This is a genomic window from Erwinia pyri, from assembly GCF_030758455.1.
Classification (GTDB): domain Bacteria; phylum Pseudomonadota; class Gammaproteobacteria; order Enterobacterales; family Enterobacteriaceae; genus Erwinia; species Erwinia pyri.
The window spans coordinates 347,451-369,171 of sequence record NZ_CP132353.1; the positions used below are offsets into that span (position 1 = coordinate 347,451).

General features: G+C 55.8%; 16 protein-coding genes. 11 read left to right on the forward strand and 5 right to left on the reverse strand.

Annotated elements, in window-relative coordinates; translation table 11 throughout:
• Window positions 1-11: 11 nt before the first annotated feature.
• Window positions 12-605: a YhgN family NAAT transporter gene (locus tag Q3V30_RS01600; RefSeq protein WP_306209836.1), complete on the reverse strand. Its 594-nt coding sequence runs from the start codon at window positions 603-605 to the stop codon at window positions 12-14.
• Window positions 606-794: 189 nt separating this feature from the next.
• On the opposite strand from Q3V30_RS01600, the gene asd reads away from it, so the two are divergent.
• Window positions 795-1,904, forward strand: coding sequence for an aspartate-semialdehyde dehydrogenase (gene asd / locus Q3V30_RS01605; RefSeq protein ID WP_306209838.1), 1,110 nt, complete (start codon window positions 795-797; stop codon window positions 1,902-1,904).
• A 61-nt stretch (window positions 1,905-1,965) separates the two neighbouring features.
• Here asd and Q3V30_RS01610 read toward each other — a convergent pair whose 3' ends face one another.
• Window positions 1,966-2,250, reverse strand: a complete 285-nt coding sequence (locus Q3V30_RS01610; RefSeq protein WP_306209840.1) for a hypothetical protein — start codon at window positions 2,248-2,250, stop codon at window positions 1,966-1,968.
• A 72-nt stretch (window positions 2,251-2,322) separates the two neighbouring features.
• Here Q3V30_RS01610 and glgB point away from each other — a divergent pair, with 72 nt between their 5' ends.
• The 5 genes from glgB to glgP all read left to right on the forward strand — a co-directional run bounded on the left by glgB (window position 2,323) and on the right by glgP (window position 11,773).
• A complete protein-coding gene (gene glgB, locus Q3V30_RS01615) occupies window positions 2,323-4,509 on the forward strand; it encodes a 1,4-alpha-glucan branching enzyme (RefSeq protein ID WP_306209842.1) in 2,187 nt (728 codons plus the stop codon).
• Window positions 4,506-6,491 carry a glycogen debranching protein GlgX gene (gene glgX / locus Q3V30_RS01620; protein WP_306209844.1) on the forward strand — a complete coding sequence of 662 codons (1,986 nt, stop codon included), beginning with the start codon at window positions 4,506-4,508 and terminating at the stop codon, window positions 6,489-6,491. Before glgB ends, glgX begins: the two co-directional genes overlap by 4 nt.
• Before the next feature lie 12 nt (window positions 6,492-6,503).
• Window positions 6,504-7,790 (forward strand): glucose-1-phosphate adenylyltransferase, encoded by a 1,287-nt coding sequence (gene glgC / locus Q3V30_RS01625; protein WP_306209846.1) that lies wholly within the window; start codon window positions 6,504-6,506, stop codon window positions 7,788-7,790.
• A gap of 82 nt (window positions 7,791-7,872) precedes the next feature.
• Window positions 7,873-9,306 (forward strand): glycogen synthase GlgA, encoded by a 1,434-nt coding sequence (glgA, locus tag Q3V30_RS01630; RefSeq protein ID WP_306209848.1) that lies wholly within the window; start codon window positions 7,873-7,875, stop codon window positions 9,304-9,306.
• Between the two features lie 19 nt (window positions 9,307-9,325).
• Complete coding sequence (gene glgP, locus Q3V30_RS01635; RefSeq protein WP_306209850.1) at window positions 9,326-11,773, forward strand: glycogen phosphorylase; 2,448 nt, start codon at window positions 9,326-9,328, stop codon at window positions 11,771-11,773.
• Between the two features lie 74 nt (window positions 11,774-11,847).
• Here glgP and glpD read toward each other — a convergent pair whose 3' ends face one another.
• Window positions 11,848-13,356 carry a glycerol-3-phosphate dehydrogenase gene (glpD, locus tag Q3V30_RS01640; RefSeq protein WP_306209852.1) on the reverse strand — a complete coding sequence of 503 codons (1,509 nt, stop codon included), beginning with the start codon at window positions 13,354-13,356 and terminating at the stop codon, window positions 11,848-11,850.
• Window positions 13,357-13,583: 227 nt separating this feature from the next.
• Here glpD and glpE point away from each other — a divergent pair, with 227 nt between their 5' ends.
• The 5 genes from glpE to malQ all read left to right on the forward strand — a co-directional run bounded on the left by glpE (window position 13,584) and on the right by malQ (window position 20,353).
• A complete protein-coding gene (gene glpE / locus Q3V30_RS01645) occupies window positions 13,584-13,913 on the forward strand; it encodes a thiosulfate sulfurtransferase GlpE (RefSeq protein ID WP_306209854.1) in 330 nt (109 codons plus the stop codon).
• Between the two features lie 68 nt (window positions 13,914-13,981).
• Entirely contained in the window at window positions 13,982-14,800 is an 819-nt protein-coding gene (gene glpG, locus Q3V30_RS01650; RefSeq protein WP_306213287.1) for a rhomboid family intramembrane serine protease GlpG, read from the forward strand.
• A 38-nt stretch (window positions 14,801-14,838) separates the two neighbouring features.
• Window positions 14,839-15,597, forward strand: a complete 759-nt coding sequence (locus tag Q3V30_RS01655) for a DeoR/GlpR family transcriptional regulator (protein ID WP_306209855.1) — start codon at window positions 14,839-14,841, stop codon at window positions 15,595-15,597.
• Between the two features lie 187 nt (window positions 15,598-15,784).
• The gene (gene malP, locus Q3V30_RS01660) at window positions 15,785-18,184 is read left to right on the forward strand and encodes a maltodextrin phosphorylase (RefSeq protein WP_306209857.1); all 2,400 of its coding nucleotides are present in this window, start codon (window positions 15,785-15,787) and stop codon (window positions 18,182-18,184) included.
• Window positions 18,185-18,193: 9 nt separating this feature from the next.
• Entirely contained in the window at window positions 18,194-20,353 is a 2,160-nt protein-coding gene (malQ, locus tag Q3V30_RS01665) for a 4-alpha-glucanotransferase (RefSeq protein WP_306209859.1), read from the forward strand.
• 36 nt (window positions 20,354-20,389) lie between these two features.
• Here malQ and nfuA read toward each other — a convergent pair whose 3' ends face one another.
• On the reverse strand, window positions 20,390-20,965 hold the full coding sequence (gene nfuA / locus Q3V30_RS01670) for a Fe-S biogenesis protein NfuA (RefSeq protein ID WP_306209860.1): 576 nt from the start codon (window positions 20,963-20,965) through the stop codon (window positions 20,390-20,392).
• Window positions 20,966-21,023: 58 nt separating this feature from the next.
• Complete coding sequence (gene gntX / locus Q3V30_RS01675) at window positions 21,024-21,707, reverse strand: DNA utilization protein GntX (RefSeq protein ID WP_306209863.1); 684 nt, start codon at window positions 21,705-21,707, stop codon at window positions 21,024-21,026.
• Window positions 21,708-21,721 lie beyond the last annotated feature (14 nt).

A 21,721-nucleotide genomic window follows, 5' to 3' on the forward strand; every position in this document is an offset into this window, starting at 1 on the left:
CCCCTTGCTCACTAAATTTTCAGATAGGCGCGGATCCCGTCCAGGAACATCTGGGTCGCCAGCATAATCAGAATCAATCCCATCAGGCGCTCCAGCGCATTCACCCCTTTCTCCCCCAGCAGACGTAAAAAGAGCCCTGAGAGCAGCAGGATCACCACCGTTGCGCCCCAGGCGATCAGCAGCGCGCCGACCAGATGGCTCATCTGGTCGGGATACTGATGGGAGAGCAGCATCAGCGTCGCCAGCAGGGAGGGCCCCGCTACCAGCGGGATCGCCAGCGGCACCAGAAACGGCTCCTCTCCGGCAGAGAGCCCGGTGCTGTTACTTTCATGGGAAGGGAAAATCATCTTAATCGCGATCAGAAACAGAATAATGCCGCCGGAAATCGACACGGTTTCCGTCCGCAGATTCAGAAAGGCGAGAATTTTCTCCCCGGCGAACAGAAACAGCAGCATGATAGCGAGCGCGATAAGCATTTCGCGCATTAAGACTCGGCGACGACGTTTTGGCTCCAGATGCTTTAAAACCGACATAAAAATCGGCAAATTGCCCAGCGGATCCATAATAAGCAACAATAATATTGTCGCGGAGATCATTTCTGTCATTGCATTACTTCCCAGATTCGTTCCGATCGCTGCACGTTATAAGCAGCATTGCTAAAAAAATGCTGCTAATCGATTTAATTCACTTGCCACTTTTCCAGCATTTTGTAAGGTGTTAACAGATCTCTTTCTTATCACTCTAACAGTTCAGGCGTGCCTGTCGTCCCCGGCAGCGCCTTCAGCAGGTGCAACATGAAATCAGTAGGACTTATCGGTTGGCGTGGCATGGTTGGCTCCGTTCTTATGCAGCGTATGGTGGAAGAACGGGACTTTGATGTCATTCGCCCGGTCTTTTTCTCCACCTCTCAGCACGGCCAGGCGGCCCCTGAGTTCGGCGGCCGCACTGCCGGAACCCTGCAGGATGCGTACAATATCGAGGCGTTAAAAGCGCTGGATATCATCATTACCTGCCAGGGCGGCGATTATACCACTGAAATCTATCCAAAACTGCGGGCCGCTGGCTGGCAGGGATATTGGATCGACGCGGCCTCCACGCTGCGTATGCAGGATGACGCGCTGATTATCCTCGATCCGGTTAACCACCACGTTATTCAGCAGGGCCTGGATCAAGGGATTAAAACCTTTGCGGGCGGCAACTGTACGGTAAGCCTGATGCTGATGTCGCTGGGCGGCCTCTTCGCCAATAATCTGGTGGAGTGGGCTTCTGTGGCCACCTATCAGGCTGCTTCCGGCGGCGGCGCACGACACATGCGCGAGCTGCTGACGCAGATGGGCATGTTGCATGACCACGTGGCGAAAGAGTTGCAGGATCCGGCGTCTGCTATCCTGGATATCGAACGCAAAGTCACCGAGATGGGCCGCAACGGCGTATTGCCGACCGATAATTTTGGTGTGCCGCTGGCCGGCAGCCTGATCCCCTGGATCGACAAGCAGCTTGAAAACGGTCAGAGCCGGGAAGAGTGGAAAGGGCAGGCGGAAACCAACAAAATTCTGCAGCCTGCGGCCACTATTCCGGTTGATGGCCTTTGCGTCCGGGTCGGCGCGCTGCGCTGCCACAGCCAGGCCTTTACGCTGAAGCTGAAAAAGGATGTGCCGCTGAAAGAAGTGGAGCAGATGCTGGCTGCGCATAACGATTGGGTTCACGTGGTGCCGAACGATCGCGAGCTGACCATGCGCGAGCTGACGCCTGCTGCCGTAACCGGCACGCTGAAAACGCCGGTAGGACGTCTGCGTAAGCTGAATATGGGGCCGGAATACCTTTCAGCCTTCACCGTCGGTGACCAGCTGTTATGGGGCGCGGCTGAACCGCTGCGTCGTATGCTGCGTCTGCTGGTGGGCTAACGTCCCGCTCTCTCCTCTCTGCCCCTGGCCCTCCCGGTCCAGGGGCTTTGCATTTTTACTGCTATACATTGCCAAAAAGCGTCTGGTTCTGCTCATAATTTATCCATTCTGAAATTTCATCCTCACCAATCTCTGAAAGTTTGATCTGAAAAGCATATTTTTGTGCTTTCGGTGCGGGCTTTAGCGGCGCCCTGGCTATGCTTAACACCATTACCGGAAAAAACTGGCCGAAACGGGTAACACGATACGGCCCGGAACGTTTTACATTATCTGAAGAAGTTGTCGCGCGCTGCGGCGGTTTTCGCCCTGGATGGCCACCTTTCCCGTCAGCGTGCTTTTGGCTCAATGAAGAGCAGTGCACTTCTCATCATAAGTAAGAGATGGGAGGTCGCCTGCCATACATCACGGGAAGACAGTCATGTCCGAGCTTACGGATCGTCGGCATATTAACGAATTGATTTCCGGCCATTACGCCGACCCTTTTTCACTCCTGGGTATGCACCAGACAAGTCAGGGTCTGGAAGTCCGGGCGCTGCTGCCCGATGCCACGGAAGTCTGGGTGATTGAAACCAATACCGGGCGCAAATGCGCTCAGCTTGAGTGCATCGATTCACGCGGATTTTTTCACGGAGTGATCCCAAGACGTAAGAATCCTTTCCGTTATCAGCTGGCTGTTACCTGGCATGGTGAGCAGAACCTGATTGATGACGCCTACCGCTTTGGCCCGTTACTGGCTGAAATGGACAGCTGGCTGCTGGCTGAGGGCACCCACCTGCGTCCCTATGAAACCATGGGCGCACATGCGGATGTGATTGATGGGGTAATCGGTACCCGCTTCTCCGTCTGGGCGCCGAATGCAAAGCGCGTTTCCGTGGTAGGGGATTTTAACTACTGGGATGGCCGTCGCCATCCGATGCGTTTCCGCCGTGAAATCGGCGTCTGGGAGCTGTTTGTTCCCGGTGCCGTACCGGGCCATCTCTATAAGTTCGAGATTATCGATCTGCATGGCAACTTGCGCCTGAAGGCCGATCCCTACGCTTTCGAAGCGCAGATGCGTCCGGACAGCGCCTCCGTGATCTGCGGTATCCCGCCTAAGATGGAGATACCTGAAGCGCGGCGGAGAGCCAACGATTTCGATGCCCCTATCTCAATCTATGAGGTTCACCTCGGATCCTGGCGCCGCCATACCGACAATAATTTCTGGCTGAGTTACAAAGAGCTGGCTGAACAGCTGGTGCCCTATGCTAAAGAGATGGGCTTTACCCACCTTGAGCTGATGCCGATTAACGAGCACCCGTTCGACGGCAGCTGGGGCTATCAGCCTACCGGTATGTACGCGCCTACCCGCCGTTTCGGCACCCGCGACGAGTTCCGCAATTTCATCGCCGCTGCGCATGAGGCGGGGCTTAACGTGCTGCTTGACTGGGTACCGGGCCATTTCCCCTCTGATGACTTCAGCCTGGCGAAATTTGACGGCACCGAGCTCTATGAGCACGGTGACCCGCGTGAAGGCTACCACCAGGACTGGAACACGCTGATTTATAACTTTGGCCGCCGTGAAGTGAGTAATTACCTTTCCGGCAACGCGCTTTACTGGATCGAACGGTTTGGCATTGACGGACTGCGTGTGGATGCGGTGGCCTCGATGATTTACCGCGACTACAGCCGCGCAGAGGGCGAATGGGTGCCTAATCACCTGGGCGGCAGAGAGAATCTGGAAGCGATCGCCTTCCTGCGTTACACCAACCGTACTCTGGGGAGCCATGCACCAGGCTCGGTGACTATTGCGGAGGAGTCTACCGACTTCCCTGGCGTCTCCAGACCGCCTGAATCGGGTGGATTAGGTTTCTGGTACAAGTGGAACCTGGGCTGGATGCACGACACCCTCGACTATATGAAGCTGGATCCGGTCCACCGTAAGCATCACCACAACAACCTGACCTTCGGCATGCTCTATAACTCCACCGAGAACTTCGTGCTGCCGCTCTCTCACGATGAAGTGGTACACGGCAAGCGTTCGATTCTGGACCGCATGCCTGGCGATGCCTGGCAAAAGTTCGCCAACCTGCGCGCCTATTACGGCTGGATGTTTGGCTTCCCGGGCAAAAAGCTGCTGTTTATGGGCTGTGAATTTGCCCAGGGAAGAGAGTGGGATCATGACAGCAGCCTGGACTGGCATCTGCTGGAGGGGCACGACAACTGGCATAACGGCGTACAGCGGCTGGTACGCGACCTGAACCACACCTACCGGGCCCATCCTGCGCTTTATCAGCTCGATTTTGACACCATGGGCTTTGAGTGGCTGGTGGTCGACGACTTTGAAAACTCCGTGTTTGTCTTTGTGCGTCGCGATCGCGAAGGCAACGAAATGATGGTTGTCAGTAACTTTACGCCAGTGCTACGCGAAAACTACCGCTTTGGCGTAACGGGCGCAGGCAGCTGGAAAGAGGTGCTGAACACCGACTCAGAACATTATCACGGCAGTAACGCAGGGAATCTGGGAAGCATTCACAGTGAAGCGCACCCCAGCCATAACCGTGAGCATTCGGTCTGCATCACGCTGCCGCCGTTATCCACCCTTTGGCTGGTGAGAGAAGCGTCATGAGTCAACTGCTTCCTGGAAAAGCCACGCCTGCCGGCGCAGTGTATGACGGCAAAGGCGTGAACTTTACCCTGTTTTCTCAGCATGCAGAGCGCGTTGAACTCTGCCTGTTTGATGAACAGGGGCAGGAAGCACGTATGGATTTACCAGGCCGTACCGGCGCTGTCTGGCACGGCTATCTGGCCGCTATCAAACCCGGCCAGCGCTACGGTTATCGGGTACATGGCCCGTGGCAGCCTGAGGCGGGACATCGCTTCAACCCCAATAAACTGCTGGTCGATCCCTGCGCCCGTGAAGTAGAGGGCGAAGTCACCGACGACCCGCGTTTTCTGGGCGGTGAAGCAGAGGCAGATCCTCTCGACAGCGCAGCGGTAGCGCCGAAAAGCGTGGTGCTGGCCGATGATTTCGACTGGGAAGAGGACGCCTTTCCGCGCGTGCCCTGGGGGGCAACCGTGATCTATGAGGCGCACGTCCGCGGGCTGACAAAGCGGCATCCCGGTATTCCCCCGGAGATCAGGGGTACCTACGCGGCGCTGGGCCATCCGGTGATGATCGACTATTTCAAACGGCTCGGCATCACCAGCCTGGAGCTGTTGCCGGTGGCCTGTTTTGCCCATGAGCCGCGTCTGCTGCGTCAGGGGCTGACCAATTACTGGGGTTATAACCCGCTCGCTCCCTGTGCGCTGGATACGCGCTATGCTTCAGGGGTGGCGGGGGTGCAGCCCCGTACTGAGTTCCAGCAGGCGGTTAAAGCGCTGCATGCGGCGGGAATTGAGGTGATCCTTGATGTGGTGTTTAACCATACCGCCGAGCTGGAAGAGACGGGACCGCTCCTCTCCATGCGCGGTATTGATAATCAAAGCTACTACTGGCTCGACCAGCAGGGCGGCTATCAGAACTGGACCGGGTGCGGCAATACGCTGAATATCAGCCACCCTGAAGTGATGAGCTGGACGCTGGATTGCCTGCGTTACTGGGTGGAAGAGTGCCACATTGATGGGTTCCGCTTTGATCTGGCCACCGTGCTGGGCAGAACGCCAGAGTACCGGCGGGATGCGGAGCTGTTTCAGGCCATTGCGGCCTGCCCGATCCTCTCGCAGTGCAAAATGATTGCTGAGCCGTGGGATATCGGACCGGGCGGCTATCAGGTAGGGAATTTCCCTGTGCCGTTTGCCGAATGGAACGACCATTTCCGGGATACCGTAAGGCGTTACTGGTTGCACGGCGATATCTCTAACGGCGATTTCGCCAGAAGATTTGCCGCTTCAAGCGATCTCTTTCAGCAGCCGGGACGTTTACCTTCTGCCGCCATTAATCTGGTGACTGCACACGACGGCTTTACCCTGCGGGATGTGGTCTGCTTTAACGAAAAACATAATGAAGCCAACGGGGAAGATAACCGTGATGGCAGCAACAACAATTTCAGTCACAACCACGGTGTTGAAGGACTGAAAGCTCCGATTTTGATTGTGGAACACCGTCGCCGCAGCGTGCATGCGATGCTGACCACATTGCTGTTAGCGCAAGGCACGCCAATGCTGCTGGCCGGTGATGAACACGGGCACAGCCAGCACGGCAACAATAACGCCTACTGTCAGGATAATGAGCTCACCTGGCTCAACTGGGAACAGAATGACAGCGGGTTATTTACCTTTACTGCCGCTTTGATTCACCTGCGCAAAAAGATCCCTGCGCTGCAAGCGGATAGCTGGTGGCAGGAGGGAGACGGAAACGTAGAGTGGCTGGGCCCGGAAGGAGAGCCGCTTAGCGCGCAGGCGTGGCAGCAGGGCGTGCATCGTCTGCAGATCTTGCTGTCGCAAAACTGGTTAATCACCCTCAACGCCACCGAAGAAGTGTGCGATATCAGACTGCCTCAAGGGCGATGGCACGCCATACCGCCCTTCGCCGGGGATAATAACCCGATCCTTGTAACTGTCTGGCATGGACCTGCCCACGGTGTGTGCGTGTTCCAAAAGCAATCATAACAGGAGTCAGACATGGTCATTGAGAAGAACGATCCCCTGATGCTGGCAAGACAATTGCCGACGCAAACTGTAGCCCTGATCCTCGCGGGTGGACGTGGCACCAGGTTGAAAGACCTGACCGCTAAACGCGCAAAGCCCGCCGTGCACTTTGGCGGAAAGTTTCGCATTATCGATTTTGCGCTGTCGAACTGTCTGAACTCCGGGATCCGTCGGATCGCGGTGATCACCCAGTATCAGTCGCATACGCTGGTGCAGCATATTCAGCGCGGCTGGTCATTTCTGAATGAAGAGATGAATGAGTTTGTCGATTTACTGCCTGCGCAGCAGCGGCTCTCTACCGAGCACTGGTATCGCGGCACGGCGGATGCGGTGACCCAGAACCTGGACATTATTCGCCGCTATCAGGCGAAATATATCGTGATCCTGGCGGGCGACCACATCTATAAAATGGACTACTCCCGGATGCTGCTTGACCACGTTGAAAACGAGGCCAAGTGCACTATCGCCTGCCTGCCGGTACCCATTGCTGAGGCCAGCGCTTTTGGCGTAATGGCGGTCAGCGACGAAAACAAGGTAGTGGAGTTCCTGGAAAAACCGGCTGAACCGCCGCATATGCCGGGCGACCCCACTCAGGCGCTGGCGAGTATGGGCATCTATGCTTTTACTGCCGACTATCTCTACGAGCTGTTAGAGGAAGATCTTAAAAATCCGGACTCCAATCACGATTTCGGCAAGGACATTCTGCCAAAAATTGTGGAGACCGGAGAGGCTCTGGCGCACTCCTTCAGTATCTCCTGCGTGCAAAGTGACGAAACTTCGCCGCCTTACTGGCGCGATGTCGGGACGCTGGAGGCCTACTGGAAAGCGAATCTCGATCTCGCTTCCGTGACGCCAGAGTTAGATATGTATGACCGCGACTGGCCGATCCGCACGCATATGGAGCCGCTACCACCGGCAAAATTTGTCCAGGATCGTTCAGGCAGTCATGGCATGACCATGAATTCACTGGTTTCGGGCGGCTGTATTATTTCCGGCTCGGTGGTGGTGAATTCAGTGCTGTTCTCTCGCGTACGAATTAATTCTTTCTGCAATATCGAGTCTTCTGTTCTCTCGCCGGATGTAGTAGTGGGGCGATCCTGTCGCCTGCGCCGCTGCGTGATTGACCGCGCCTGTGAACTGCCTGAAGGAACGGTAATCGGGGAGAACCCGGATGACGACGCGCGACGTTTTTATCGTTCAGAAGAGGGGATCGTGTTGGTAACACGCTCCATGCTGGCCAAATTAGGCTGGCGCAATTAACAACTTATTACCGTATTTGGTTAGTTCAGGCACAGGTATTTGATGCGGAGGACCGCGTCAGCACAAGGTAAAGGAGCCGATAATGCAGGTTTTACATGTCTGTTCAGAAATTTTCCCGCTATTAAAAACTGGCGGGCTTGCTGATGTTGTTGGGGCATTACCGGCGGCGCAAATTGCAGAAGGCATTGATACCAGAGTCCTGCTGCCGGCGTTTCCTGATTTGAAAAAAGGGATCCCCGATACGCAGATCGTGGCAACGCTGCAAACGTTCGCTGGCCCCGTAGATCTTCTCTATGGGAAATACGATGGCGTGGGGATCTACCTGATAGATGCCCCGGAATTATATGACAGGCCCGGCAGCCCCTATCACGATGAGTCGCAGTTCGCTTATACGGATAACTATCTCCGTTTTGCCTTACTGGGCTGGATGGGATGTGAGCTGGCCTCGGGGGCGGATCCGCACTGGCGGCCGGAAGTGGTGCATGCACATGACTGGCATGCCGGCCTTACCTGCGCCTATCTGGCGGCAAGAGGAAGGCCAGCAAAATCGGTGTTCACCGTGCATAACCTGGCTTACCAGGGGTTGTTCGCTGCGAAACATCTGGAAGAGATCCAGCTTCCGCCATCATTTTTCAACATGTACGGGCTGGAGTTCTTTAACCAGATTTCCTACCTGAAAGCGGGCCTGTTCTATGCCGATCACGTTACGGCAGTCAGCCCAACCTATGCCCGTGAAATCACCCTGCCGGAGTTTGGCTACGGCATGGAAGATCTGCTGCGGCAGCGGCAGCTGGAAGGGACGCTCACCGGGATCCTCAACGGTGTGGATCCCGCTATCTGGGATCCGGCGCACGATCTCCTGCTGAACGCGCGTTACAACCGTGACGTGCTGGATGCCAAAATAGAGAACAAGCGTCAGCTGCAAATTACCATGGGCCTGAAGATCGATGACAAGGTACCGGTCTTTGCAGTAGTTAGCCGCCTGACCAAGCAGAAAGGGTTGGATCTGGTGCTGGAAGCGTTGCCTGGCCTGCTGGAGCAGGGCGGACAGCTGGTGCTGCTGGGTGCCGGTGATGCGGTGCTGCAGCAAGGATTCCTGGCGGCGGCGGCGGAGTATCCCGGACAGGTGGGCGTGCAGATTGGTTACCACGAGGCTTTCTCACACCGAATCATGGGTGGCGCGGATGTCATTATGGTGCCAAGCCGCTTTGAACCCTGCGGGCTTACGCAGCTCTATGGCCTGAAATATGGCACGCTGCCGCTGGTCAGACGTACCGGCGGCCTGGCCGATACGGTTAATGACAGCTCGCTGGAAAACCTGGCCGACGGCATCGCCAGCGGATTTGTCTTTGAGGACAGTAACGCCTGGTCGCTGCTGAGAGCGATCCGCCGTACCTTCGTTCTCTGGTCCCGTCCTTCACTCTGGCGCTATGTTCAGCGGCAGGCGATGGGGATGGATTTTAGCTGGCAGGTGGCGGCCGTGGCCTACCGCGATCTCTATCAACGACTGCTGTAATGGATATGGGAAAAATGATATGAAAGCACCTTTCACCTATACCGCACCGACACTCAGCGTTGAGGCGTTGAAACACTCTATTGCCTATAAGCTGATGTTTACCATAGGGAAGGACCCTTCCATTGCCAACAAGCATGAGTGGCTTAACGCCACGCTGCTGGCAGTCCGCGACAGGATGGTGGAGCGTTGGCTGCGATCGAACAGGGCGCAGCTTTCCCAGGATGTGCGGCAGGTCTACTACCTGTCAATGGAGTTTCTGGTAGGCAGAACGCTCTCTAACGCGCTGCTGGCGATGGGCATTTATGAAGATGCGCAGGCCGCGCTTGATGAGATGGGTTTTAATCTTGAAGATCTGATTGAAGAAGAGAGCGATCCGGGATTAGGTAATGGCGGCTTAGGGCGGCTGGCGGCCTGTTTCCTGGACTCCCTGGCGACGTTAGGTCTGCCGGGGTGCGGCTACGGTATCCGCTACGATTACGGCATGTTCAAGCAGAACATTGTTGATGGTCGTCAGGCGGAGTCTCCGGACTACTGGCTGGAGTATGGTAACCCGTGGGAGTTCCAGCGCTTCAATACCCGCTACAAGGTGCGTTTTGGCGGAAGAATTCAGGTGGAAGGCAGCCGTTCCCGCTGGCTGGAAACGGAAGAAGTGCAGGCGATGGCCTACGACCAGATCATTCCCGGTTTCGATACGGACGCCACTAACACCTTACGGCTCTGGTCGGCGCAGGCCAGTAATGAAATCAATCTGGGTAAATTTAATCAGGGCGACTACTTTGCGGCGGTGGAAGACAAAAACCACTCTGAAAACGTCTCCCGCGTTCTCTATCCCGATGATTCCACCTACTCCGGGCGCGAGCTGCGGCTGCGTCAGGAGTATTTCCTGGTCTCCGCCACGGTGCAGGACATTCTGAAGCGTCACTGGATGATGCACCAGACCTACGACAATCTGGGCGACAAAATCGCCATTCACCTCAACGACACCCACCCGGTGCTGGCGATCCCCGAGCTGATGCGGCTGCTGATCGACGAGCACAAATTCAGCTGGGACGATGCGTTTGAAGTGACCTGTCAGGTGTTCTCTTACACCAACCATACGCTGATGCAGGAAGCGCTTGAAACCTGGCCGGTGGATATGATCGGCAAAATATTGCCGCGCCATCTGCAGATTATCTTTGATATCAACGACTACTTCCTGAAAACCATTCAGGACTACTATCCGGACGACTGGGAGTTGCAGTCGCGTATTTCCATCATTGATGAAAACAACGGCCGGAAAATCCGGATGGCCTGGCTGGCGGTGATTGTCAGTCATAAAGTGAATGGCGTTTCTGAACTGCACTCGAATCTGATGGTGCAGTCGCTGTTTGCGGACTTCGCCGCGCTGTTCCCGGGCCGCTTCTGCAACAAGACCAACGGCGTGACCCCGCGCCGCTGGCTGGCGCTTGCTAACCCCTCCTTATCTGGCGTGCTGGATGAGGCGATAGGGCGCAACTGGCGTACCGAGTTAGGGCAGCTTGATGAGCTTAAACAGCACATTGATTACCCGAGCTTCCTCGCCGAGATCAGCGAGTCCAAGCTGCACAACAAAAAGCGGCTGGCTGAGTATATCGCGCAGAAAATGGATGTGGTTATCGATCCCAATGCGCTGTTCGATGTGCAGATCAAACGTATTCATGAGTACAAACGTCAGCTGCTCAATGTACTGCATGTCATCACCCGCTATAACCGCATCAAGGCGGATCCGGAAGCGGACTGGGTGCCACGCGTCAACATCTTCGCTGGTAAGGCGGCTTCGGCTTACTATATGGCGAAGCACATCATTCATCTGATCAACGATGTGGCGAATGTGATCAACAACGATCCGCAGGTGAAAAATAAGCTGAAGGTGGTCTTTATCCCCAACTACAGCGTCAGCTTGGCGCAGATCATCATTCCGGCAGCCGATCTCTCTGAGCAGATTTCGCTGGCTGGTACTGAAGCTTCCGGCACCAGTAACATGAAGTTTGCCCTGAACGGCGCGCTGACTATCGGCACGCTGGATGGCGCGAACGTCGAGATGCTGGAGCATGTGGGCGAGGAAAATATCTTTATCTTCGGCAATACCACGCCGCAGGTAGAGGAGTTACGCAAAAGCGGTTACAGCGCACATAAATTTTACGAGCAGGACGCAGAGCTGCATCAGGCCCTGACGCAGATAGGCACCGGTGCCTTCAGCCCGCAGGAGCCAGGCCGCTACCGTAATATTTTTGATTCGCTGGTGAATCTGGGTGACCACTATCAACTACTGGCAGATTACCGCAGCTATGTGGATACTCAGGACAAGGTAGATGAGCTTTATCGCCATCCGGACGAGTGGACGCGCAAAGCGCTATTGAATATTGCCAATATGGGGTATTTCTCTTCCGACCGGACGATTCAGGAATATGCAGACGAGATTTGGGGCATTAAGCCGATTCGTCTGTAGCAGGCAGAAAAGTAAAAAGGGGCGGAAATAAATTCCGCCCCTTTTTTTATCGCTATCAGCTATTTATGACTGGCTCAGGAAGCCAGTGACAGCGCCGGTTTCTTACCGTGCTCTGCCAGCCATTCGCCGACGCGCGCGCGCTGCGCATCGCTCAGGAAAATACCGTTTTTGGTACGACGCCACAGCGCATCATCCTGCTCACGCACCCATTCGTTCTCTACCAGGTAACGCAGCTCGGCTTCATAGAAGTGATGGCCAAACAGCTCGCCTAAATCTTCCAGGCTTTTCGCTTCGCTCAGCAGCTTCTCGCTATTGCTGCCGTAGGTGCGGGCATAGTGGCGCGCCATCGATTCAGTGATGAAAGGATAACGGCGGCGCAGGCTTGCAGCGTAATCTTCACGCGTACCGGCAATATCGCCCCCTGGCAGCACGCAGGTTTTAGTCCATGCCGGACCCGCTTTCGGATAATATTTGGAGAGTTTCTCCATCGCGTGTTCCGCCAGCTTACGATACGTGGTGAGCTTGCCACCAAATACGGAGAGCAGGGGAGCCTGACCATTATCGTCACGTACGTCGAGCGTATAGTCACGGGTAATCGCCTGCGGTGAATCGGACTCATCATCACACAGCGGACGCACGCCAGAGTAGGACCAGACGATATCCTCTTTGCTCAGCGTCTTTTTGAAATGACCATTGAACACTTTTAACAGGTATTCGGTCTCGTTATCGTCAATGTGAACGTTTTTCGGATCGCCTTTGTACTCTACGTCGGTGGTGCCGATGATAGAGAACTCATCCATCCAGGGGATCACAAACACGATGCGGTTATCTTCGTTCTGCAGAATATAAGCCTGCTTCTCCGTGTGTACACGGGGAACCACGATGTGGCTGCCTTTGATCAGACGGATGCCGTAAGGCGATTTCAGCTTCAGGCCTTCATCAAACAGCTGCTTAACCCATGGGCCGGCGGCGTTGACCAGACCTTTGGCCTGCCAGGTGAAGGTTTTACCGGTGTCGATATCTTCCGCTTCCACCATCCACAGGCCATTTTCACGCCAGGCACGGGTCACTTTAGTGCGGGTACGCACTTCGCCACCGCGCTTTTCAACTTCCTGAGCATTCAGCACAACCAGGCGGGCATCATCGACCCAGCAGTCGGAATATTCGAAACCGCGCACAATTTCTGGCTTAAGGGCTGAGTCTGCACCAAAACGCAAACTTTTGCTGCCGGGCAGGCTGGTACGCTTGCCCAGGTGGTCATACATAAACAGACCCACGCGGATCATCCACGCCGGACGCAGATGCGGACGGTGCGGCAGACGGAAGCGCATAGGGAAAGCGATATGAGGTGCCATCTTCAGCAGCACCTCACGCTCGGCCAGCGCTTCGCTGACCAGGCGGAATTCATAATGCTCCAGGTAGCGCAGGCCACCGTGGATCAGCTTTGAGCTGGCAGAAGAGGTGGCGCACGCCAAATCCTTCGCTTCCAGCATCAGCACAGACAGGCCGCGTCCTGCAGCGTCAGCCGCAATGCCAGCGCCGTTGATACCGCCGCCGATTACGATCAAGTCTTTGGTTTCCACGTCATCTCCTCCGATGTTCGGAATAGTTCTTTAATGTTCGTTTTCGAGCATAATAATAATCGTAAACGCACATTGATGCCAGCGTTAACCGAATAAAAACATTTATGCGTGATGCAGGTAACATAATTTGCCCGAGAAAAGCACAGTAGCCTTACAAGTTTCCGGGTTATTCCCGGCATTCTTCGCGTTACAATAGCGTTAAACAGCCGGACACAAACGAGGATCCCATGGAACAATTTGAGTGCATTAACGTGCAGCAGGCGCAGGCGCAGTTGAGCGAAAATAATGCGCTGCTGGTGGATATTCGCGACCCGCAAAGCTATGCCGCAGGCCATGCCAGCGGCGCGTTTCATCTCACTAACAGCTCACTGCACAGCTTTATCGAACAGGCTGATTTTACCCGCCCGGTACTGGTGATGTGTTATCACGGCAACAGCAGTAAAGGTGCGGCACAATATTTGCTGACGCAGGGGTTTGACCAGGCTTACAGCATTGATGGCGGTTATGATGCCTGGCGACTGGCGTTTCCGCAGCAGGTTGATGCCGCTGCGCTTTAACTGCGCCCCTTGAAACAGTGCGGTATACTGTTCTTTCGTTTTGATAACAGGGACTTTCGACGGCGATGATGCGCATCACTGAATTCTCCAACCCCCGCATGGCGCAAGCCTTTGTGGACTATATGGCTACCCGAGGCATCCCGCTTCGCGTGGTGCACGATAACCACTATACGGTCTGGCTGGATGATGATTCGAAAGTCAATCTGGTCGAAAACGAACTTAACCAGTTTATCCGTGAGCCTAACCACCCACGCTATCAGGCGGCAAGCTGGCACTCCGGCACCACCAGTTCCGGTATCCATTATCAAAGCTCCTCGCTGCTGGCGAATATCCGTCAGCGGGCCGGGCCGCTGACGCTTTCGGTGATGGTGGTGTGCATCGCCATCTTTATTCTGATGCAACTGCTGGGCGACGGAACGGTCATGAGCTGGCTGGCGTGGCCGGATCAGGATCAGCATCTCCAGCTCTGGCGCTGGTTTACCCATGCGTTTCTGCACTTCTCCATTCTGCATATCACCTTTAACCTGCTCTGGTGGTGGTATCTTGGTGGGGCGATCGAGAAACGTCTTGGCAGCGGGAAGCTGTTTGTGATCCTGCTGATCTCGGCACTGCTCAGCGGCTGGATGCAGGCTAAGTTCAGCGGCGTGCTGTTTGGCGGCTTGTCCGGCGCGGTCTATGCGCTGATGGGTTATGCCTGGCTGAGAGGGGAAAGAGACCCCGAGAGCGGCATATTCCTTGAACGTGGGCTGATGGCCTTTGCGGTGGTCTGGCTAATCGTGGGCTATATGGGCTGGTTTGGCCTCTCCATTGCCAATGCGGCACACGTCACCGGCCTGCTGGTCGGGCTGGCTATGGCCTTTGTCGATACCCGACACAGCAGATCCTAGCGCAACAATCTGCAGGGATACCCGTACAGGAGAGTTATGTGAAGCAAACGCAACGTCATGACGCCATTATCGAACTGGTGCGTCGTCAGGGATATGTCAGCACGGAAGAGCTGGTGGATCATTTTACCGTCAGCCCACAGACTATTCGTCGGGATCTGAACGAGCTGGCAGAACAGAATAAAATTCAGCGCCATCACGGCGGCGCGGCCCTGCCATCCAGCTCTGAAAACACCGCGTGGCAGGATCGTAAAATGATGTGGTCGGCGGAGAAGGCGCGTATCGCCCAGCGTGTTGCCAGCCAGATCCCGGACGGCGCCTCGCTGTTTATTGATATCGGCACCACGCCCGAAGCGGTAGCCCATGCGTTGCTAAACCACAGTAACCTGCGGGTGGTGACCAACAACCTCAACGTCGCCATGCTGCTGATGTCAAAACCTGACTTCAGCCTGATTGTGGCGGGCGGCGAGGTGAGAACCCGCGACGGCGGCATCATGGGCGAAGCCACGCTGGACTATATCTCCCAGTTCCGCCTGGATTACGGCATTCTGGGCATCAGCGGTATCGATATGGATGGCTCGCTGCTGGACTTTGACTATCACGAAGTCAGAACCAAGCGCGCCATTATCGAAAACTCACGCTGCGTGATGCTGGTGGCGGACCATTCCAAATTTGGCCGTAACGCGATGGTAAACCTGGGCAATATGAGCCTGATCGATTATCTCTTTACCGATGAGACGCCGCCCCCGGGCGTGCTGAAAACGATCGAAGAGCATGAAGTGCATCTGGAGCTCTGCTGACCAGACCTCCTGAGGCCGGCGGCAAGGATGCCGCACGCGTTTTCGCTTAATCTTTTCCCCGCATTCTCTTTATTATCATCTTCATCTCCGCTTTATCTTCATCTCCGGTGAGCATTTTTTTCCGTTCCGGTCTTAACTGTAAGGGTCTCTGTCGTTTACACGTTGTCTCTGCCAGGAAGGAAGTGGTATGCCCCAACAGAAATTCAGTCAGGCACGTTTTGACGCGGCACTGACGCGTCAGTGGCAACATCTTGGTCTCTCTTCAGCCAGTGAAATGACACAGCAGCAATGGTGGCAGGCGCTCAGCGGAGCGCTAGCCGATATGCTGGCGGCGCTGCCGGTGGTAAAGCCCGCAAAGAAGCAGCGCCACGTGAATTACATCTCAATGGAGTTCTTAATCGGCAGGCTGACCGGCAATAACCTGCTGAACCTGGGCTGGTATGACGAGGTGAAGGCGAGCCTTGCTCAACACCAGTGCGATTTGAGCGAACTGCTTGAGGAGGAGGTGGATCCAGCCCTCGGCAACGGGGGATTAGGTCGCCTTGCAGCCTGCTATCTGGATTCGATGGCCACCGTAGGGCAGTCCGCAACCGGCTATGGCCTGAATTATCAGTACGGCTTATTCCGCCAGTCTTTTGCCGGGGGCCAGCAGCAGGAAGCGCCCGATGAGTGGCACCGCGACCGCTACCCCTGGTTCCGGCACAATGCCGCGCTGGATGTGGAGGTCAGCTTTGGCGGAAAAGTGGTGAAAAATGCCGGGGGAACCCGCTGGCAACCCGCCTTTACCCTGCGTGGAGAAGCCTGGGATCTGCCCGTTACCGGCTACCGTAATGGCGTCACCCAGCCACTGCGCCTCTGGCAGGCCACGCATGCGCATCCCTTTGATTTAACCAGATTTAACGACGGCAAATTTCTGAAAGCCGAAGAGCAGGGCATTGAGGCGGCAAAGCTCACCAAAGTGCTCTATCCCAACGATAATCATCAGGCGGGGAAAAGGCTGCGCCTGATGCAGCAATATTTCCAGTGCGCCTACTCGGTGGCCGATATTCTGCGTCGCCACCACCTGGCCGGGCGCCCTGTCGCCGAGCTGCCAGATTATGAGGTCATCCAGCTTAACGATACCCATCCCACGCTCGCCATCCCTGAGATGCTGCGTATTCTGCTGGATGAGCACCAGCTGAGCTGGGATGAAGCCTGGGCGATCACCAGCAAAACCTTTGCCTATACCAACCATACGCTGATGCCAGAAGCACTTGAGCGTTGGGATCAGCGGCTGTTCCGCAAGCTGTTGCCGCGTCACTTCATGATTGTGAATGAAATCAATCAGCGTTTTAAAAAGGTGGTGGAGCGGCACTGGCCGGGCGAAGAGGCGAAATGGGAAAAGCTGGCGGTGCTCTACGACCATCAGGTGCGCATGGCGAACCTCTGTGTGGTCGGCGGCTTCGCGGTCAACGGCGTGGCGGCGCTTCACTCCGATCTGGTGGTGAAGGATCTGTTCCCGGAATATCACCAGCTCTGGCCCGCGAAGTTTCACAATGTCACCAACGGCATCACGCCGCGCCGCTGGCTGAAACAGTGTAATCCTGCCCTCTCCGCGCTGATTGACGAGACGTTAAAGGTGGAGTGGGTAAACAATCTGGAGGCGCTGAAAGGGCTGGAGCCATTTGCGGATAACGAAGCCTTTCGCCAGCAATACCGGCAGATAAAACAAGATAACAAGCTACGGCTCGCCAGCTATATCAGGCATCTCACCGGCATCGTGGTTAACCCCGATGCGTTGTTCGACGTGCAAATCAAACGCCTGCATGAATATAAACGCCAGCATCTGGGGCTGTTGCATATCCTGCACTGTTATAAAGAGCTGCGCGAAAACCCGGAAAAAGAGCGGGTGCCGCGCGTGTTCCTGTTTGGCGCAAAAGCGGCCCCTGGCTACTACCTGGCCAAAAATATCATCTATGCCATCAATAAAGTGGCTGAGAAGATCAATAACGATCCGCTGGTCGGCGACAGGCTGAAAGTGGTGTTTATTCCTGATTACCGCATCACGGCGGCGGAGCTGATGATCCCGGCGGCGGATCTCTCTGAGCAGATCTCCACGGCAGGTTATGAGGCCTCCGGCACGGGCAATATGAAACTGGCCCTGAACGGCGCGTTAACCATCGGCACCATGGATGGTGCGAATGTTGAAATCGCCGAACAGGTAGGCGAGGAGAACATTTTTATTTTTGGTCACTCGGTCTACGACGTGAAAGCGTTAAAAGCTGACGGTTATTCGCCGCAGAAGGTGCGTAAAAAGGATAAACACCTTAACGGCCTGCTGAAAGAGCTGGAAAAAGGGTTCTTCAGCGACGGGGATAAGCACGCGTTCGACCTGATGCTTACCAGCCTGGGCAAAGGTGGCGATCCCTGGCTGGTGCTGGCGGATTTTGCCAGCTATATCGACGCGCAGCAGCGGGTTGAAGCCCTGTGGCGCGACCAGGACGCCTGGACGCGCGCCGCGATCCTCAATACGGCACGCACCGGCGTTTTCAGTTCCGACCGTTCAATTCGGGATTACCAGCAGCGTATCTGGCAGGCAAAACGATAAGGAGAGCCGATGGAGAGCAAGAAATTTGAGCAGGCGGCAGCGGCCGCGGGCATCGCCGCTAAGTACATCAATGCTAAAGGTGAACCGGAAGAGATCGCGGTTGATATCCGGCAGCGATTGCTGGAGGCGATGTCAGATCAACGTAGCGCAAAGCCCGGGCCGGTTCCTTTGTGCAAAGTGTTTATTCGTAAACGTTCGCTGCAGCTTGATGTGGCAGGCAAGGGGGAATTTCAGTGGCTGCTGAGGCTGGAAAACGGTCGCGAGTACACGGGAACCGTCAGCGCAGGCGAGGCGATCAGGCTGCCGGCAAACCTGGCCTTTGGTTATCACCAGCTTCAGCTTGAGCAGGGCAAAAAACAGTGGCAGTGCAAAGTGATCGTGGCGCCCAAACGGTGCTATGAGCCTGAGCCGCTGCTGGAAGGCAAAAAACTGTGGGGAGCCTGCGTGCAGCTCTATACCGTGCGCTCGGAGCAGAACTGGGGCATGGGCGATTTTGGCGATCTGAAACGCATGTTAATTGAGGTAGCCAGTCGCGGCGGGGCGTTTATCGGGCTGAACCCTATTCATTCGCTCTATCCCGCCAGCCCGGAAAACGCCAGCCCTTACAGTCCCTCCTCCCGACGCTGGCTTAACGTGCTCTATATCGATGTGGCTGCCGTCGCCGATTTTCAGCAGGGAAAGGCGGCACAGCGCTGGTGGCAGCAGAAAAACACACAAAAGTCGCTGGCAAAGGCCCGTGAGGCGGAGTGGGTCGATTATGGCCGGGTGGCGGAGCTGAAAATCAGCGGGCTGCGCCACGCCTGGCAGCACTTTTCTCAGCGAAAGAGTGACGATCCTGCCCGCGTCCAGTTTGAAGATTTTATTACCGAGGGAGGCAGCAGCCTTTACTGGCAGGCGGCTTATGATGCGCTGCACGGCACGATGGTGGCAGATAACCCAGAGCGCTGGGGCTGGCCCGTCTGGCCGAAAACCTTGCAGGATGCACATTCAGAACAGGTGAAGCAGTTCTGCCAGCAGCAGGAACAGGAAGTGCGCTTCTGGCTCTGGCTGCAGTGGCTGGCAAACCGGCAGTTTGATGAGTGCTGGCAGGTGAGCCAGCAGCACAACATGCCGGTAGGCCTCTATCGCGACCTGGCGGTAGGCGTGGCGGAAGGGGGCGCGGAAACCTGGTGCGATCGGGAGCTCTATTGCCTTAAGGCTTCCGTCGGCGCGCCCCCTGATATTCTCGGTCCACTGGGGCAAAACTGGGGCCTTCCGCCGATGGATTCGCACGTGATGACCGCCAGAGGCTATCAGCCCTTTATCGATCTGGTTCGCGCAAACATGCGCAGCTGCGGGGCGTTGCGCATCGATCACGTCATGTCGATGCTGCGGCTTTGGTGGATCCCTTACGGGGAAACCGCCAACTTTGGCGCCTATGTCTATTATCCGGTTGAAGATCTGCTGGCCATTCTGGCGCTGGAGAGCCAGCGTAACCAGTGCATGGTGATTGGGGAGGATCTGGGCACCGTACCAAAAGAGATCGTTGCGCTGTTGCGTAACAGCGGCATCTACTCCTGGAAAGTGCTCTATTTCGAGCAGGAGGGAATGGACAGCTATCGCTCTCCCGCCGCCTGGCCACGCCAGTCAATGGCCAGCGCCACGACGCACGATCTGCCGACGTTACGGGGATTCTGGAACGCCGGAGATTTGCAACTGGGCGAGCGGTTAGGCTTATACCCGGATAAAACCGTGTTACACAGCCTTTATCAGGATCGCGCCCGGCAGAAACAGGCACTGCTGAAAGCGCTGCATCAGTATGGTTGCCTGTCGGCAAGTAGCGGTAAAAAAGCCAGCGTGATGAAAATGACGCCGGAGCTGAACCGCGGCATGCAGCGGTTTATCGCTGACAGCAGCAGCGCCTTACTTGGGCTGCAGCCGGAGGACTGGCTGGATATGGAGAAGCCGGTTAACGTGCCGGGCACCACCGATCAGTATCCAAACTGGCGCAGAAAACTGAGCATGACGCTGGAGGCGATGTTCGCCGATCCGCGCATCAACCGGTTGCTTAAGGATCTCAATCGCAGACGGAAAGCGGGTAATAAACCAGAGCAGGCAAATAAGGAGATTGCGCAAACGACTGAGCCAGTTAAGAAAACCGTAAAGGCGGATAAATCGCGGAGCCGGTAAAGCAAACGGGCAGAGGGATCTGCCCGTTAAACCCGCTTAGTAGAAGGAGTGTTCGCCGCGCTGATGCTCGGTCAGGTCGCGCACGCCTTTCAGCTCCGGGAACGCTGCCAGCAGCTCTTTCTCAATGCCTTCTTTCAGGGTCACGTCGACCATTGAACAGCCGTTACAGCCGCCGCCAAACTGCAGAATAGCGTACCCTTCGTCAGTGATCTCCATCAGCGACACTTTGCCGCCGTGGCTGGCCAGCTGTGGGTTAATGGTCGCCTGAAGCTGATATTCAACGCGCTCAATCAGCGGAGCGTCGTCATTTACCTTACGCATTTTGGCGTTCGGTGCCTTCAGCGTCAGCTGGGAACCCAGGTTATCGGTCACGAAATCAATTTCCGCATCTTCCAGATAAGGGGCGCTCAGCTCATCCACATAGGCCGTAAGCTTTTCAAACTTCAGTTCAGTATCTGTGGCTTCAACCGCATCAGGTGGGCAATAGGAGACGCCACATTCAGCCCCAGGCGTACCCGGATTGATAACGAATACGCGAATTTGTGTGCCATCTTCCTGTTTCGACAGCAGTTTTGCGAAATGCTCTTGCGCAGAATCAGTAATTAGGATCATGGCGATTGCTCAATAGTTAAGACAATTAATCGAATATATTACGCCCATCACCGACGCTCTACAAGGTGCGGCACAGGCTCCATATCTCTACGCTGGCGGCACCGGCAGCCAGCAGAATGCGGCTGATTTCCCCCACGGTGCTGCCGGTGGTGACCACATCATCCAGTAAAGCGATATGCAGCCCTTTTACGGCAATTTCAACCCTGAACGCTCCGCGCAGATTCTTTCTTCTGGCGGTAGCCAGCAGCAGATGTTGAATCCCGGTCTTTCTCCGCCGGGAGATCCCTGCCGGAGAGTAGCGACACTGCAGCCAGTGTGCGAGCTGTCGGGCTACCTCATCCATCTGATTATAGCCCCGCTGCCACGCACGCGTTTTATGCAAGGGTACACAGAGCAGCAGGTCTGGTCTGCGCAGCTTGTGCTGCCTGCGCGCTGTTAACCAGCTTAGCAAGAGCAGCCTTGCCAGCATGGCTGAAAGTGCGGTGGCGCGAAAAAACTTCAGGCGCTTTACCCAACTGCTGACGGGAGGCCGCCAGTCGCTGACAAAAATCATCTGCTGCCAGTAAGGCGGTTTTGTCAGGCAGGCACCGCATGCCGTAGTGGCGCTGGCCGAGGCTAAACCGCACCGTGGGCAGCAAACAGGTAAGGCAGGAAGATGACGCAGGCAAAAGCTGCAAAGGCCGTGACCGGCCAGCGTCAGCGGCATCTGGCATAGCCAACAGGTAGCGGGCATTGGTAGCATAGCGTCCTCCATGA

Excerpts from the sequence above, each read along its gene's own strand:
- malQ (WP_306209859.1), top strand. The coding sequence starts at position 18,194 with ATGGAGAGCAAGAAATTTGAGCAGGCGGCAGCGGCCGCGGGCATCGCC.
- glgB (WP_306209842.1), top strand. The coding sequence starts at position 2,323 with ATGTCCGAGCTTACGGATCGTCGGCATATTAACGAATTGATTTCCGGC.
- asd (WP_306209838.1), top strand. The coding sequence starts at position 795 with ATGAAATCAGTAGGACTTATCGGTTGGCGTGGCATGGTTGGCTCCGTT.
- glgA (WP_306209848.1), top strand. The coding sequence starts at position 7,873 with ATGCAGGTTTTACATGTCTGTTCAGAAATTTTCCCGCTATTAAAAACT.
- Q3V30_RS01600 (WP_306209836.1), bottom strand. The coding sequence starts at position 605 with ATGACAGAAATGATCTCCGCGACAATATTATTGTTGCTTATTATGGAT.
- nfuA (WP_306209860.1), bottom strand. The coding sequence starts at position 20,965 with ATGATCCTAATTACTGATTCTGCGCAAGAGCATTTCGCAAAACTGCTG.
- glpG (WP_306213287.1), top strand. The coding sequence starts at position 13,982 with ATGCGCATCACTGAATTCTCCAACCCCCGCATGGCGCAAGCCTTTGTG.
- glgC (WP_306209846.1), top strand. The coding sequence starts at position 6,504 with ATGGTCATTGAGAAGAACGATCCCCTGATGCTGGCAAGACAATTGCCG.
- glpE (WP_306209854.1), top strand. The coding sequence starts at position 13,584 with ATGGAACAATTTGAGTGCATTAACGTGCAGCAGGCGCAGGCGCAGTTG.
- gntX (WP_306209863.1), bottom strand. The coding sequence starts at position 21,707 with ATGCTACCAATGCCCGCTACCTGTTGGCTATGCCAGATGCCGCTGACG.
- glgP (WP_306209850.1), top strand. The coding sequence starts at position 9,326 with ATGAAAGCACCTTTCACCTATACCGCACCGACACTCAGCGTTGAGGCG.
- malP (WP_306209857.1), top strand. The coding sequence starts at position 15,785 with ATGCCCCAACAGAAATTCAGTCAGGCACGTTTTGACGCGGCACTGACG.
- glgX (WP_306209844.1), top strand. The coding sequence starts at position 4,506 with ATGAGTCAACTGCTTCCTGGAAAAGCCACGCCTGCCGGCGCAGTGTAT.